Raw genomic sequence first — 16033 nt, forward strand, 5'->3', positions numbered from 1 at the left:
AGGGCTGAAAAAAAAATTTGTTCATTAAGCGATTCAGCCATCATTTATCAGTGGCCCTGTTCCGATTTTTCAGCAGCAAGTCGTTGAAAAACGACAGTGAAATTTGAGTTAAGTCATTCTGCGGGGCGGTGGTCATGCCAGGAAAGTTCTGGAAAAAATTCGCAGCGCGACAAAAGTCGGTAAACTCCCGGTTTTGTCATTTATGCCATGTTGCAATCCCCTTCCTGATAAGAGGCGCAACGACCACTGACTCACGGCCAGTGCTACACTTTTCCGCTTTACCATTGATGAATCTGACCTATGACCGCACTGGACGCTGCACAACAAAACAAACATCAGAGCCGCCTGAACTGGGGCACGCGCACCATCTTTTTGATCAATGGCTTAGGAATGTCAGCCTGGGCTCCGCTGGTGCCGTTTGCCCGCGATCGTCTGCAGCTCAGCGGCGCATCACTGGGCGCGTTACTGCTCTGTCTGGGTATTGGTTCGCTGGCCGCGATGCCGGTGACCGGCACACTGGTGGCGCGGTTTGGCTGCCGTCGGGTGATGTGCTTCTCTACCCTGTTAGTGCTGATGATGATGCCGCTACTGGCCACGGCTGACTCTCATCTGGTCATGGCGGCTGCGCTGATGCTGTTTGGCGCCGGGCTGGGCATGCTGGATGTGGCGATGAATTATCAGGCGGTTCAGGTTGAGCAGGCGGCGGATAAACCGATGATGTCCGGCTTCCATGGCTTCTTCAGTCTTGGCGGGATTCTGGGTGCGGGCACGGTCAGCCTGTTGCTGAGCCAGTCTTTTACACCCCTGGCCGCCACGCTGGTGGTGATGGCAGTGATGTTATTGCTGTTGCTGTGGCGACTGCCGGTCTTAATGAATGAACGCCTGCATCAGCCCGATCAACCCTGGCTGGTGATCCCACGCGGCTGGGTCGCGTTTCTTGGCCTGCTCTGCTTTATCCTGTTCCTGGCGGAAGGGGCCGTGCTGGACTGGGGCGCGCTGCTGCTGCTGCAGAACCCGGAGATGTCACCCGCCTGGGCCGGACTGGGCTATGCGGTGTTTTCCGTAGCGATGACGCTGGGCCGTTTTAGCGGCGATAAGATCATCCAGCGTTTTGGTCGCTACCCGGTGATGCTGACTGGCGCGCTGACCGCCGCAGCTGGCATGAGTCTGGCCGTCTGGCTGCCGTGGCCGGAGATCGCCCTGCTGGCTTTCCTGCTGGTCGGCTTTGGTTTATCTAACACGGTGCCGATGTTGTTCAATGCTGCCGGGAATCAACAGGATATGCCTTCGAACCTGGCGATTTCTGCCATGACAACACTGGGATATGCGGGTATTCTCTCAGGTCCGGCTTTAATCGGATTCATTTCGCAATGGATCAGCCTCAGCGGCGCATTTTTAGCGATCGCCCTGTTGCTGTTAGCGGTAGCCGCCAGTGCGCGAAAAGTTGCGCAATAATTCAGGTACCTGACACGCTATGTTGTATAAGTTTCCACTGACCTCCGGCAACGTCACCCGCTTTTTTGTGGTTTTCAATCTGGTGCTCCTGCTGGCGCTGGGCTTTATGGTGCATAACTCGGTGAATGCCTGGCTGACCGGGAAGCGCTATGCCATGGACGATCTGGCACGTGACGTTCAGAAGCGCATTGATGCCTATCGCTTTGCCACCTGGCAGATCTATGAAAACCTCTCTACCAGTGCGGCAGGTGCAACACCCGGCAGTAACCTGCAGGAGACGCGACTGCGTCCTGACGTCTACTACCTGGAAAAAACCCGGCGTAAAACGGAAGCGCTGATTTTCGGCTCACATGACAGCAGCACGCTGGACATGACCATGCGGATGTCGAACTATCTCGACACGCTGTGGGGCGCAGAAAATCCCACCTGGTCGATGTACTTTTTAAATGGTCAGGACAATAGCCTGATTATGATCTCGACCCTGCCGCTGAAAGATATGGCGACGCGCTATAAAGAGAGCGCCATCAGTTCAATGGTCGATGGTCGTCGTGCTGAGATGTTGCAGCAGGCGAATGCGCTCGATGAGCGCGAGAGTTTCTCACCGCTGCGCCACCTCGCCTTCCAGAACGATCACTATTTCACGCTGCGTACCACCTTTAACCAGCCAGGCCATCTGGCCACGGTGGTCGCCTTTGATCTGCCGGTTAACGATATTGTTCCGCAGAACATGCCGCTGGAAAATTTCCAGCTGCGTCAGGACAGCTCAATGCCTGCCAGCAGCAGTGAACAGCAGGAGGTGGAAAATACCCGCATCTCACTGGTTAATCCCAATATCGAGATTACGGCCACCCTGCCCAGCACCTCGCTGCAGCTGGTTTATCAGGTGCCGATTGGCCGTCTGATTATCGACACCCTGCATAATCTGCTCTGGCCGCTGCTGATTAACCTGCTGCTGTTCCTGCTTTCACTGGCGGGTATCGTACTGCTGCGCCAGCAGTCGCTGCGTCCCAGCGAGAACCAGAGCGCTGAACTCGATTCGCTGCGGGTATTGAATGAAGAGATAGTGGCCAGTCTGCCGGTCGGTCTGCTGGTGTATGACTTTGCCAGCAACCGCACCCTGCTGAGCAATAAGATTGCTGAACATCTTTTGCCTCACCTCAATCTGCAGAAGATCATTAATATGTCCGACCAGCATCAGGGCGTGCTGCAGGCCACCATCAATAACGAAGTGTATGAGATTCGCCACGCCCGCAGCGTGCTGTCGCCGCATACCCAGCTGTTTATGATGCGTGACCAGGATCGCGAGCTGCTGGTGAATAAGAAGCTGCAAAAAGCGCAGCAGGTGCTGGATCGTAACCATCAGATGCGACAGCAGCTGCTGCACAATCTGGGCCATGCGCTGAATCAACCCCTGGAGAAGATGGTGACGCAGCTGGTACAGCTCAGCCAGCGTGATGCCGATGAGACCGTGCTGGACCTGCTCGATGAGAGTCAGGGGCTGGCGCGGCTGGTGGATGATATCGTGCTGCTGAACCGGCTTGAGGCGCACGACTGGTCACCCGATGCGACCGTCTTTAACCTGCAGGAACTGCTGGATGAGATCGCACTGGAAAGCCTGCCGCTGATGCGCCGCAAAGGGCTGTCGCTGGTGGTGAATAATCACCTGGCTAATGATGAGACGCGCTTTGGCGACCGTCGCGCCCTGCGTAAAGTGCTGACCACGCTGATGCACTACGCCCTGACCACCACCCGCTGGGGGAAAATCACCCTGGAAGTTAAGGCTGCGGACAAGCAGGCCGATAGATTGATTATCGAACTGGTGGACACCGGTGCGGGCCTGACGGTGGATGAACTGGCCAATGTCGACTTCCCGTTCCTGGGTGATACCAGTCAGGATCGCTACGGACAGGCTTCTGGCATGGCGTTCTTCCTCTGTAAGCAGCTCTGCAAGCAGATGGGCGGCAGCCTGGATATCGTGGCAAAAGCGGATATCGGCACGCGCTACAACATGCAGTTGCCGCTGGTGCTGGAGCAGAAGCGCGAAGAAGAAGAGGAAAAAATTCTGGATGGCGTTACCGCGCTGGTGGAGATCACCGTGGAGGACGTGCATAAAATTGTCTGCCGCCATCTGGAAAACTGGGGAGCGCGTTGTCTGACACCCGACGAGCGCATTTCCGGTCAGGATCACGATGTGCTGGTGACCGACGATCCATCAAAGCTTAGCGGCTGGGCACTGCTGCTGGCGGAAGATGAACTGGGGCACCATGCACTGAACGACCAGCAGTATCGGGTCAATTTCAATCTCAGTAATGCGCTGCTGGATGCATTGCTGGCACTGATAGAGAAGCAACTGTCGCATGATGTGATGGATAACGACACGGAAGACGACGCGGCCACGCCATTGATGAGCGGCGGCTATTTCCAGCTGTTTACGGAGACAGTACCGGTTGATGTGAAGAGGCTGTATACTGAGTCGGCGGAAAAGGACTACGCCTCGCTTGCTCAGACAGCGCATCGCCTAAAGGGCGTGTTTGCCATGCTCAATCTGACTCCCGGCAAACAGCTTTGTGAAGAGTTAGAACACCACATTAAAGCGTGTGACGATTCAAACATTACAAATACCACCAGTGATATTGACGCTTACGTCAATCAACTGCTGCAGCAAGGTAACCAATAAGATGAATAACTTAAACGTAATTATTGCCGATGACCATCCAATTGTCCTTTTCGGTATCCGAAAATCTCTGGAACAAATTGAATGGGTTAACGTTGTAGGTGAGTTCGAAGACTCAACAGCACTGATCAATAATCTGTCCAAGCTTGACGCCAACGTCCTGATCACCGACCTCTCTATGCCAGGTGAGAAGTATGGCGATGGTATTACGCTGATTAAATATATTAAACGCCACTACCCGGATCTCTCGATTATTGTTCTGACCATGAACAATAACCCGGCGATTCTGAGTTCAGTGCTTGATCTCGATATCGAAGGGATTGTACTGAAACAGGGCGCGCCAACCGATTTGCCAAAGGCACTGGCTGCACTGCAGAAAGGCAAGAAATATACGCCGGAAAGCGTTGCGAAACTGCTGGAGAAAATCAGCGCGGGTGGTTATGGCGACAAACGCCTGTCACCGAAAGAGAGCGAAGTGCTGCGTCTGTTTGCAGAAGGTTTCCTGGTCACCGAGATTGCCAAGAAGCTGAACCGCAGTATCAAAACCATCAGTAGCCAGAAGAAATCAGCGATGATGAAACTGGGCGTGGATAACGATATCGCACTGCTGAACTACCTGTCGTCTGTCAGCCAGACTCAGGTCGAAAGAGACTAAGTTACTTCCTGAGGCGGTGCAGCCTGCACCGCCTCGCCTCTGCCCTTTCCTGCCCTACCCCATCCGCGTTTTACGTACCCGATCAGCATAGATTGCCAGCGTCACTTTCAGCACATCTAACGTCACCGGTTTCGACAGGCAGTTATCCATGCCCGCATCCATGCAACGCTGTTTCTCTTCCGCCAGCGCATTCGCCGTCACGCCAACGACCGGGAAGAGATGGCCCAGCTGACGCAACCGCTGCGTCAGGCGATAACCATCCATATTCGGCATGTTCACGTCGGTCAGTACGATATCAATCTCATTACGACTCAGTACATTAAGTGCATCAACGCCATCCTGCGCAGTCTTCACCTGATAGCCCAGCGTGCCGAGCTGTTCCGACAGCAGCATGCGGTTAATCGGATGGTCATCGACAATCAACACCATGATGTCATCGTTATGCACTTTCTCTTCTACCGGTGCGGCCAGCAACAGCGCATCTGCGGCGTCGTTGCCCAGTGCGATTCGATAGATGCGCGCCAGCAGCGCCGGAACCTCATGCAGCGTGGCGGTAGAGTGGATCCAGCGGCCAGGCTGACGTTCACGCGGCATATCCACATGCGATCCATCGAAAGTGACCAGCGCCCGCAACGGAACATCAATATCCAGTTCGTAATCGGTCATCACCACATCGTCATGGCCAGGCTTACCGTTATACTCCGCGACCTGAATGCCCTGCTGCTGAATCTGACGCGTGATAAATTCCGCGAGGTACTCGTTGCGCATCGCCAGCCAGATTTTCTTATCCTGTAAATCCTCCAGCAGCATCAGTGACGGCTTCTGCCCTTTGTAGATTGGAATACGCACAGTAAACTGGCTGCCCATGCCTGGCTCTGAGTCGACCTCAATGTCGCCGTCCATCATATTGATCAGCTTTTCACAGATCGCCAGTCCCAGCCCGGTGCCCTGGAAATTACGCTGCACGCCATTTCCCACCTGGAAGAAAGGATCAAACAGGCGTGGCAGCTCTTTCGCCGGAATGCCGACGCCAGTATCACGGACGCGGAATGCCAGATAGCCCTGCGCAACGTAAGCGTGGAGGATAATACAGCCCGTATGCGTGAACTTAATCGCGTTATTCAGCAGGTTCGAGATCACCTGCTGCAGACGCAGCGGATCGCCGTCCAGCACCTGCGGAACGTCATGTTCTATAAAGCAGTAGAGCGTAAGCCGCTTCTTCACCACCAGCGACAGATAGTTGCCGACGATGTGGGTCACGATTTCACGAGGTGCAAACGGACGCGGCTCAATTTTCAGCTGCTCTGACTCGATTTTTGAGAAGTCGAGAATATCGCTGATGATTTTCAGCAGCAGGCTGGAGGAGTTGTTCATCGCCGTCACCAGCGAGTCGATACCGCTGGGCAGCTCTTTGGTCTGCAGCAGATCGAGATTACCAATAATGCCATAAAGCGGCGTGCGCAGTTCGTGACTGACCGTGGCAAGGAACATCGATTTTGACTGGCTCGCCTGCTCTGCCGCGTGGGCCATCTCCTGCAGCGACTGCTCCATCCGCACGCGCGCCGAGACATCGACCAGCACGCAAATCGCCACGTTCTCATTACGATAGCGCGAATGCACAAAGCTGATTTGCAAATTGGTATTACTGCCGGTGAGCACATCGACAAAGTTGACCTGCTGCCCGCCAATAATCTCATTCAGCCGCAGGCGATCTTCCTGCGTCAGCAACGTCAGATAATTGTGCGCCAGCTCGTTACTCAGAATATTGGTGCCGTCGCTGGTGCGTAAAATACAGATCCCGACCGGCGCAGAGGCGACAATCTTACGGTTAAACTGCTCATGCTCTTCCAGCCGGTGCGCGTTCTCCTCCGCCGGCAGGAACATCCGGCGCTCAAACAGCCAGGCGAGGGTAAACAGAATGACAGCGCTGAAAATATTGAGCAGCAGCGCATTAATGATCATCAGCTTGAGCTGATCCACCATCACGTCGGTAGATATCGACCACACCACGTTAAGATCGGAAGGCGGCAGCGGCTTTTTCAGAACCAGCTGACGATAACCATTCAGGTATCCGAACCAGGTTTTATCATCAGGAAGACTATCGAGCGAGAAGCCCAGCCCGCCGCGCCGCGAATTTAGCAGTGGACGATAATTTTCATCGGTAATGGACGCGATAATCGGCAGGCTGCCCGGCTGAATAAACTCATCCAGCCGGATATTCTGTTCGACGCCCAGTAGCGCCTGTAACTTATTAGCAACGTAGACGGGCACCACCATAAAGAAGGTTCCGACGCCTGGCTGAGCACTGCTGTTAATCCAGTACATCGGATTGCGGCGATCTTCTTCGCTGCTATTGCGATAGCGCAGCACATTCTCACGCAGCGATTTCAGGCTGCGTTCCCGGTCAGCATTGCTGCTGCCAATCGTGAAGTCGGCCAGACACTGACTCTCGCCACCGATAAAGAACACCCGATTCAGCTCATACGATGAGGCGAAGTTACTTTTCCAGTAATTGATGTAGTAACTGAGTGAATCGAGCGAGTTGCGCCAGGTATTGCTCATCGAGGTACAGTCGCCATCCGAAAACAGGGGCGTAAACTGCGGCTGGGATGTTTTGCCTGGCATCATACCGGTCAGCACATCCAGACCGCTGCTGGCGTTGGTTAAGCGGTTCTCGGTGATATATTTCAGCTCACGCATCATGTCCGCCGAATGGCGCACATACCACTGTATCGTGCCGTAGTTGCTGGCAAACTCCTGCCGAACCTGCGTCTCTTTATTGTGCAGCACGCTGATAATGTAAAACGCAGTAAGAACGGCGCCCAGCGTCCAGATTAGCAGCGCCAGCGCGCGGAAAAGATAGCGCGAGATGCGAAGCGTAGTGCGGAAAGAGACAGGATATTTCAAAGGTAACTCGCAGTTGGCAAGGTTAGTCGCATCATCGATTTTTAATGCCCATACACTAGCTTTATCGGGCGTAAAAAGCCAGCCAGCCGCAGGCTTAGCGGGCGGTTTGGGAATCTTTTAAGACAGCCAAAGCAACATCTTTATCTACTCAAAGCGGTTCCACCATCCCAATAAGAAAGGCCTGCTGTGCCCGAAGAGCAAAGCGTCTACGCCAGGGATGGCGTGGCCGATCCGCATGGATGCGGGAATCCTTTGCGATCGGGCACAGCAGGCCTTGCGACGGCTCCCGACTCACAGCCATCAGCTCCCAGCTCCCAGCCATAAGCTCTCTGCCCCCTGCAATCTCCCCATCACACAAAAAAAAACGGCAGGCCGGGTTTCCCCTGACCTGCCGTTTCTGCAACGAACCTCAGCTCACGCCAGACAAATTACTCTTCGTCTTCAGCCGCGTCGTCTTCGTCTTCTGCATCCGCTTCCGGCGCAATCTCTTCATCGTCGTTCTCTGCTTCCGGCGCGATATCTTCCTCGCCTTCCGCCACGCTACCGTCGATTGAATCCAGCTCTTCTTCTTCAACCGGCTCGGCAACACGCTGCAGACCCACGACGTTCTCATCCTCTGCGGTACGAATCAGAATCACACCCTGGGTATTACGACCCACGACGCTGACTTCTGAAACGCGGGTACGCACCAGCGTACCGGCATCGGTGATCATCATAATCTGATCGCCATCAACGACCTGAACGGCGCCAATCACCGGACCATTACGTTCGGTCACTTTGATTGAAATAACACCCTGAGTCGCACGCGACTTGGTCGGGTATTCGCTGTTGGCCGTACGCTTGCCGTAACCATTCTGCGTCACGGTCATAATTGCACCCTCTTCACGCGGCACAATCAATGACACAACGCGATCGCCTTCAGCCAGCCTGATGCCGCGTACGCCAGAGGCGGTACGACCCATCGCACGGACTGCGGTTTCTGCAAAGCGCACCACTTTACCGGCCGCTGAGAACAGCATCGCTTCATCGTTACCGTTGGTCAGCGCCACACCGATCAGCTCATCGTCGTCACGCAGATTCACGGCAATAATGCCCGCGCTGCGTGGACGGCTGAACTCTTTCAGTGCGGTCTTCTTCACGGTACCGAGCGCGGTCGCCATAAAGATATTAAAGCCTTCGGTATACTCACGTACCGGCAGAATCGCCGTAATACGCTCGTTGGCTTCCAGCGGCAGCAGGTTGACGATTGGACGTCCACGTGCGCCACGGCTTGCTTCCGGCAGCTGGTAAACCTTCATCCAGTAGAGACGGCCACGGCTGGAGAAGCAAAGAATCGTGTCATGCGTATTGGCGACCAGCAGACGATCAATGAAGTCCTCTTCTTTGATACGTGCGGCTGATTTGCCCTTACCACCACGACGCTGCGCTTCATAGTCGGTCAGCGGCTGATACTTCACATAGCCCTGATGCGACAATGTCACCACAACATCTTCCTGATTGATCAGGTCTTCGATATTAATGTCAGCCGTGTTGGCGGTAATCTCTGTGCGACGCTCATCACCGAACTGATCACGCATCAGCTCCAGCTCTTCGCGGATCACCTCCATCAGACGGTCCGCGTTCGACAGAATGCGCAGCAGCTCAGCGATCTGCTCCAGCAGCGCTTTATACTCATCCAGCAGCTTCTCGTGCTCAAGGCCGGTCAGTTTCTGCAGACGCAGATCCAGAATCGCCTGAGCCTGCTGCTCGGTCAGATAGTATTGACCATCACGGATGCCATATTGTGGATCCAGCCACTCCGGACGCGCGGCGTCATCACCGGCACGTTCCAGCATCGCTGACACGTTACCGAGATCCCACGCCTGCGCAATCAGACCCGCTTTCGCTTCTGCCGGGTTTGGTGCACGACGAATCAGCTCGATGATCGGATCGATATTCGCCAGCGCAATCGCCAGACCTTCCAGGATATGCGCACGATCGCGCGCCTTACGCAGTTCAAAGATAGTACGACGCGTCACAACTTCACGACGATGGCGAACAAAGGCGTCCAGAATCTCCTTCAGCGCCATGATCTTCGGCTGACCCTGATGCAGGGCGACCATGTTGATACCAAACGAGGTCTGCAACTGGGTCAGTGAATAGAGATTATTCAGCACGACTTCGCCGACCGCATCGCGCTTGATCTCAATCACGATACGCATGCCGTCTTTATCAGACTCATCGCGCAGTGCGCTGATGCCTTCGACACGCTTCTCTTTCACCAGCTCCGCAATCTTCTCAATCAGGCGTGCCTTGTTAACCTGATACGGCAGCTCATGAATGATGATGGTCTCGCGGCCCGTTTTAGCATCAGCTTCCACTTCGCCACGCGCACGAATATAAATTTTACCGCGTCCGGTGCGGTACGCTTCTTCGATGCCACGGCGACCATTGATAATAGCGGCGGTCGGGAAATCAGGCCCCGGAATGTGCTCCATCAGCTCTTCAATGCTGATGTCTTCATTTTCAATGTAAGCCAGGCAGCCGTTAATCACTTCACGCAGGTTATGCGGCGGAATGTTGGTTGCCATACCCACGGCGATACCGGAAGAGCCGTTCACCAGCAGGTTAGGAATTTTGGTCGGCAGAACTTCAGGGATCTGCTCAGTGCCGTCGTAGTTCGGTACGAAATCGACGGTCTCTTTTTCCAGGTCAGCTAACAGGTCGTGGGCGATTTTCGACATGCGAATTTCGGTATAACGCATCGCCGCGGCGGAGTCGCCGTCGATGGAACCGAAGTTGCCTTGTCCGTCCACCAGCATGTAACGCAGGGAGAAAGGCTGGGCCATACGTACAATGGTGTCGTAAACGGCGGAATCACCATGCGGGTGATATTTACCGATAACGTCACCGACGACGCGGGCAGATTTTTTATAGGGTTTGTTCCAGTCGTTACCCAGTACACTCATCGCAAAAAGTACGCGACGATGAACCGGCTTCAGGCCATCACGCACATCGGGTAAAGCTCGGCCAACGATGACCGACATGGCGTAACCGAGGTAAGAATTTTTTAATTCTTCTTCGATATTGACCGGTGTAATTTCTCTCGCAAGGTCGCTCATGGAGCCGCTATCCCTCTACTTAATCCCGGATTTTAAAGGTGCGAAAGTATATCACACTGCAATGCTCTGGTGAACGCTAACCACCGATTTCACCCGCTTTTCCTTGCGCCTGAAAGGTGTGCCATCTGCGGTTAAGCGTTTATACTGTGGGCACATTTTGTCAGGAGTTACGATTCAATGAATGCACAACCGCAGAATCATCAGCAGAACGTCGATGCGCAGGAAATTGCCAAGTTTGAGGCCGTTGCCTCGCGCTGGTGGGATCTGGAGGGTGAATTTAAACCGTTGCACCGCATTAACCCGCTGCGCCTGGGCTATATCGCGCAGCATAGCAACGGCTTGTTCGGTAAAACCGTGCTCGACGTCGGATGCGGCGGCGGCATCTTAGCCGAAAGCATGGCGCGCGAAGGCGCCGTGGTCACGGGTCTGGACATGGGCGCGGAACCGCTGGCCGTGGCGCGCCTGCATGCCCTGGAGAGCGGAGTGACGCTGGACTACGTGCAGCAGACCGTTGAAGAGCATGCGGAGCAGCACGCCGGAAAATATGATGTGGTGACCTGCATGGAGATGCTGGAGCACGTGCCGGATCCGCGCTCAGTGGTTCACGCCTGTGCGAAGCTGGTCAAACCCGGCGGCGAAGTCTTTTTCTCTACGCTGAACCGCAATCCAAAAGCCTGGCTGCTGGCGATATTTGGTGCGGAATATGTGTTGCGCATGCTGCCGCGCGGCACCCACGACGTGAAGAAATTTATCCGTCCTTCCGAACTGCTGGGCTGGGTCGATGAAACGGCCCTGCGTGAACGCCACATCATTGGCCTGCACTACAACCCGGTGACTAACCGCTTCAAACTGGCTCCCGGCACTGACGTGAATTATATGGTGCACACCCACCGCGCCGTCTGAGTGACCCGCCCGCCTGAATCAGGGCGGGCATCCCCTCTTCTGCGCCCGTTCTCCCTGTGCCGGTCACAGCACTCACCGCGCCAGAGGCATTCTGATGTCTGCCAATAGGTTACATCAGCCCGGTTCCATCCTCTTCAGCGTTACCGCATCCGATTCTCTGCTGACCAGCAACCCGCTAGCGGCTTTTAGCCATTTTTCATCCCTTTTCCTGCTGAATCCTGAGGATTGAATAAGAAACACGCGCCCGATCATAATAAGAAAAAAAAGTGTGATCTGGTTGACATGATGCCAGGCCTTACAAGGCGTGGGCTAAGAAATTTCGCAAGAATTACAACCCCTCCAGCCATCATTTTTTGCTCTTGTTAAGCGGCCGTAAAATACTAAAATATGCCCCCATGTAGTTATGGCTTTTCCCATCACCCCCTAGATGTAGTGTTTATCCACACATTATTCACAATGAATAGGCTGTGTATAAACCGGGATTTCTTTTAATTTTTGGATACTCACGCAAAGGTAAAAACGCGACATGAACCAGAGTCTGCTCGTTACTAAACGCGATGGCCGCCAGGAGCGCATTGATCTCGACAAAATTCACCGTGTGCTGGACTGGGCAGCTGAAGGGCTGAACAACGTCTCAGTTTCACAGGTTGAGCTGCGCTCTCACATTCAGTTCTATGATGGCATCAGAACCTCTGACATTCATGAGACCATCATCAAGGCCGCAGCAGACCTCATCTCCCGCGATGCCCCTGACTATCAGTACCTGGCTGCCCGCCTGGCGATCTTCCACCTGCGCAAAAAAGCGTATGGTCAGTTTGAGCCGCCAAAGCTCTATGACCAGGTCGTTAAGATGGTCGACATGGGCAAATATGATCGCCACCTGCTGGAAGATTACAGCCAGGAAGAGTTTGCGCAGATGGACGAGTTCCTCGACCACTGGCGTGACATGAACTTCTCCTATGCCGCTGTGAAGCAGCTGGAAGGCAAATATCTGGTGCAGAACCGCGTTTCGGGTGAAATCTACGAAAGCGCGCAGTTCCTCTACATACTGGTCGCCGCCTGCCTCTTCTCCGGCTACCCGCGCGACACGCGTATGGATTACATCAAGCGTTTCTATGATGCGATCTCGACGTTTAAAATCTCCCTGCCGACGCCAATCATGTCTGGCGTACGCACCCCAACACGTCAGTTCAGCTCCTGTGTGCTGATCGAATGCGGCGACAGCCTGGACTCCATCAACGCCACCTCCAGCGCGATTGTGAAATATGTCTCTCAGCGTGCCGGCATCGGTATCAACGCCGGTCGTATCCGTGCGCTGGGCAGCCCGATTCGCGGCGGTGAAGCGTTCCATACCGGCTGTATCCCGTTCTACAAGCATTTCCAGACCGCGGTGAAGTCCTGTTCTCAGGGCGGCGTTCGTGGCGGCGCAGCCACGCTGTTCTACCCGATGTGGCATCTGGAAATCGAAAGCCTGCTGGTGCTGAAGAACAACCGTGGTGTTGAAGGCAACCGCGTGCGTCACATGGACTATGGTGTACAGCTCAATAAGCTGATGTATCAGCGCCTGCTGAAAGGCGAAGATATCACCCTGTTCAGCCCGTCTGACGTGCCTGGCCTGTATGACGCATTCTTCGCCAATCAGGATGAGTTTGAGCGCCTCTATACCAAATATGAGCAGGATCAGAGCATCCGCAAGCAGCGTGTTAAAGCGGTCGATCTCTTCTCACTGATGATGCAGGAACGCGCCTCTACCGGCCGTATCTACATTCAGAACGTCGATCACTGCAACACCCACAGCCCGTTTGACCCGAGCATCGCGCCGGTTCGCCAGTCTAACCTCTGCCTGGAAATCGCCCTGCCGACCAAACCGCTGGAAGATGTTAACGACGAAAACGGTGAGATTGCCCTGTGTACGCTCTCTGCGTTCAACCTCGGCGCCATCGAAAGCCTCGACGATCTGGAAGAGCTGGCTACCCTGGCCGTACGTGCGCTTGATGCGCTGCTCGACTATCAGGATTACCCAATCCCTGCTGCCCAGCGTGGCGCGATGGGTCGTCGTACTCTGGGTATCGGCGTCATCAACTACGCCTACTATCTGGCGAAGCATGGTGTGCGCTACTCCGATGGCAGCGCCAATGGCCTGACGCACAAAACCTTTGAAGCGATTCAGTATTACCTGCTGAAAGCCTCAAACGAGCTGGCGAAAGAGCAAGGTGCCTGCCCGTGGTTCAATGAAACCACCTATGCGCAGGGCATTCTGCCTATCGACACCTACAAGAAAGATCTGGACGCGATCAGCAACGAACCGCTGCATCTCGACTGGGAAAGCCTGCGTGAAGAGATTAAAACGCACGGCCTGCGCAACTCGACCCTGTCTGCGCTGATGCCGTCTGAAACCTCGTCGCAGATCTCCAATGCCACCAACGGTATTGAGCCTCCGCGCGGTCACATCAGCATCAAAGCGTCGAAAGATGGCATCCTGCGTCAGGTCGTACCGGAGTATGAGCGTCTGAAAGATCAGTACGAACTGCTGTGGGAAATGCCGAACAACGATGGCTACCTGCAACTGGTGGGTCTGATGCAGAAATTCATCGACCAGGCGATTTCGTCCAACACCAACTACGATCCGTCGCGCTTCACCAACGGTAAAGTGCCGATGAAACAGCTGCTGAAAGATCTGCTGACGGCGTATAAGTTCGGCGTGAAAACGCTCTACTATCAAAACACCCGTGACGGTGCTGAAGATGCGCAGGATGACCTGGCACCTTCTATCCAGGATGATGGCTGCGAGAGCGGCGCCTGTAAGATCTAATGGTCAGGCGGGAGAATCTCCCGCCTCATTCATTTCACGAGGCCTGGCTTCGTCTACTTTTGGACAACTTTTATGGCTTACTCCACTTTCTCACAGAACAAAAATGATCAGCTGAAAGAGCCGATGTTTTTCGGTCAGTCCGTAAACGTGGCGCGCTTCGACCAGCAAAAATATGACATCTTTGAAAAGCTGATCGAAAAGCAGCTCTCCTTCTTCTGGCGTCCGGAAGAGGTCGACGTTTCACGCGATCGCATCGATTACCAGGCGCTGCCGGACCACGAAAAACATATCTTTATCAGCAACCTGAAATATCAGACGCTGCTGGATTCTATTCAGGGCCGCAGCCCGAACGTCGCGCTGCTGCCGCTGATCTCGATTCCTGAACTGGAAACCTGGATTGAAACCTGGGCGTTCTCAGAGACGATTCACTCCCGTTCTTACACCCACATCATCCGTAATATCGTTAACGATCCGGCAGTGGTGTTTGACGATATCGTCACCAATGAGCAGATTCTGGCGCGTGCTCAGGATATCTCACGCTATTACGACGATCTGATTGAGATGACCAACTACTGGCATCAGCTGGGTGAAGGCACGCATCAGGTCAACGGCAAACCGGTCGTCGTCAGCCTGCGCGCCCTGAAGAAGCAGCTCTATATCTGCCTGATGAGCGTCAATGCGCTGGAAGCGATCCGTTTCTATGTCAGCTTCGCCTGTTCATTCGCGTTCGCTGAGCGTGAGCTGATGGAAGGCAATGCCAAAATCATCAAGCTGATTGCCCGCGATGAAGCGCTGCACCTGACCGGCACCCAGCACATGCTGAATCTGCTGCGCAGCGGTGAAGACGATCCGGAGATGAAAGAGATTGCGGCAGAGTGCCGTGAAGAGTGCTTCGAGCTGTTTAAGAAAGCAGCGCTGCAGGAGAAAGAGTGGGCAGAATATCTGTTCAGCGGCGGCTCAATGATCGGCCTGAACAAAGATATTCTCTGCCAGTACATTGAGTACATCACCAATATCCGTATGCAGGCTGTCGGCCTTGATTTGCCGTTCCAGACGCGCTCAAACCCAATCCCATGGATTAACTCCTGGCTGGTCTCTGACAACGTTCAGGTTGCGCCGCAGGAAGTGGAAGTGAGCTCCTATCTGGTGGGTCAGATCGATTCTGAAGTAGGCGCTAACGACTTCGACGACTTCCAGCTTTAATTATGAGCCGCGACGTTGTTATTCTGCGCAGTTCCGGCACCCGGCTGGAATGCACAGACGAGCATACCAATCTGCTGACGCTGCTGGAAGCCAACAATCTCTGCGTGGAGTTTCAGTGCCGCGAAGGTTATTGCGGCTCTTGCCGGATGCGGCTGCTGAAAGGCGAAGTGCATTACCCACAGCGGCCGCTGGCCTTTGTGCAGCAGGATGAGATCCTGCCCTGCTGCTGCAAAGCCAAAGGCGAGATTGAGCTTGAGTTATAACTGAGGTGGCGTTTGTCAGATTGCTGCCCAAGTTAAATACGGGTAAACCTGACAGCTATT

Annotated in this window: 9 protein-coding genes; 7 read left to right on the forward strand and 2 right to left on the reverse strand. The window is 54.4% G+C overall.

What is annotated here, in order from left to right; translation table 11 throughout:
• Positions 1 to 300 precede the first annotated feature (300 nt).
• From HFD95_RS09220 to rcsB, 3 genes are read left to right on the forward strand one after another with little or no spacing between them, the layout of a single operon-like run.
• Positions 301 to 1455 (forward strand): MFS transporter, encoded by a 1155-nt coding sequence (locus HFD95_RS09220; RefSeq protein ID WP_167430164.1) that lies wholly within the window; start codon positions 301 to 303, stop codon positions 1453 to 1455.
• A 19-nt stretch (positions 1456 to 1474) separates the two neighbouring features.
• Positions 1475 to 4132 carry a phosphotransferase RcsD gene (rcsD, locus tag HFD95_RS09225; RefSeq protein WP_010248389.1) on the forward strand — a complete coding sequence of 886 codons (2658 nt, stop codon included), beginning with the start codon at positions 1475 to 1477 and terminating at the stop codon, positions 4130 to 4132.
• A gap of 1 nt (position 4133) precedes the next feature.
• Positions 4134 to 4784 (forward strand): response regulator transcription factor RcsB, encoded by a 651-nt coding sequence (rcsB, locus tag HFD95_RS09230; protein ID WP_009089068.1) that lies wholly within the window; start codon positions 4134 to 4136, stop codon positions 4782 to 4784.
• A 54-nt stretch (positions 4785 to 4838) separates the two neighbouring features.
• Here the strand turns inward: rcsB and rcsC are convergent, their stop codons facing one another.
• On the reverse strand, positions 4839 to 7691 hold the full coding sequence (rcsC, locus tag HFD95_RS09235; RefSeq protein ID WP_167430165.1) for a two-component system sensor histidine kinase RcsC: 2853 nt from the start codon (positions 7689 to 7691) through the stop codon (positions 4839 to 4841).
• A 428-nt stretch (positions 7692 to 8119) separates the two neighbouring features.
• Positions 8120 to 10792, reverse strand: coding sequence for a DNA topoisomerase (ATP-hydrolyzing) subunit A (gene gyrA, locus HFD95_RS09240; RefSeq protein ID WP_064690246.1), 2673 nt, complete (start codon positions 10790 to 10792; stop codon positions 8120 to 8122).
• A 177-nt stretch (positions 10793 to 10969) separates the two neighbouring features.
• Here gyrA and ubiG point away from each other — a divergent pair, with 177 nt between their 5' ends.
• The 4 genes from ubiG (at position 10970) to yfaE (ending at position 15973) form a co-directional block, all read left to right on the forward strand.
• Positions 10970 to 11695 (forward strand): bifunctional 2-polyprenyl-6-hydroxyphenol methylase/3-demethylubiquinol 3-O-methyltransferase UbiG, encoded by a 726-nt coding sequence (gene ubiG, locus HFD95_RS09245; protein WP_010671459.1) that lies wholly within the window; start codon positions 10970 to 10972, stop codon positions 11693 to 11695.
• 526 nt (positions 11696 to 12221) lie between these two features.
• Positions 12222 to 14507 (forward strand): class 1a ribonucleoside-diphosphate reductase subunit alpha, encoded by a 2286-nt coding sequence (nrdA, locus tag HFD95_RS09250; protein ID WP_010258098.1) that lies wholly within the window; start codon positions 12222 to 12224, stop codon positions 14505 to 14507.
• Between the two features lie 72 nt (positions 14508 to 14579).
• Positions 14580 to 15710 carry a class Ia ribonucleoside-diphosphate reductase subunit beta gene (nrdB, locus tag HFD95_RS09255; protein WP_010258096.1) on the forward strand — a complete coding sequence of 377 codons (1131 nt, stop codon included), beginning with the start codon at positions 14580 to 14582 and terminating at the stop codon, positions 15708 to 15710.
• 2 nt (positions 15711 to 15712) lie between these two features.
• Positions 15713 to 15973 (forward strand): class I ribonucleotide reductase maintenance protein YfaE, encoded by a 261-nt coding sequence (yfaE, locus tag HFD95_RS09260; protein WP_010258095.1) that lies wholly within the window; start codon positions 15713 to 15715, stop codon positions 15971 to 15973.
• Positions 15974 to 16033 lie beyond the last annotated feature (60 nt).

Origin of the sequence: Pantoea sp. EKM10T, from assembly GCF_011800685.1 — a bacterium.
In the GTDB taxonomy this organism is placed as follows: domain Bacteria; phylum Pseudomonadota; class Gammaproteobacteria; order Enterobacterales; family Enterobacteriaceae; genus Pantoea; species Pantoea agglomerans.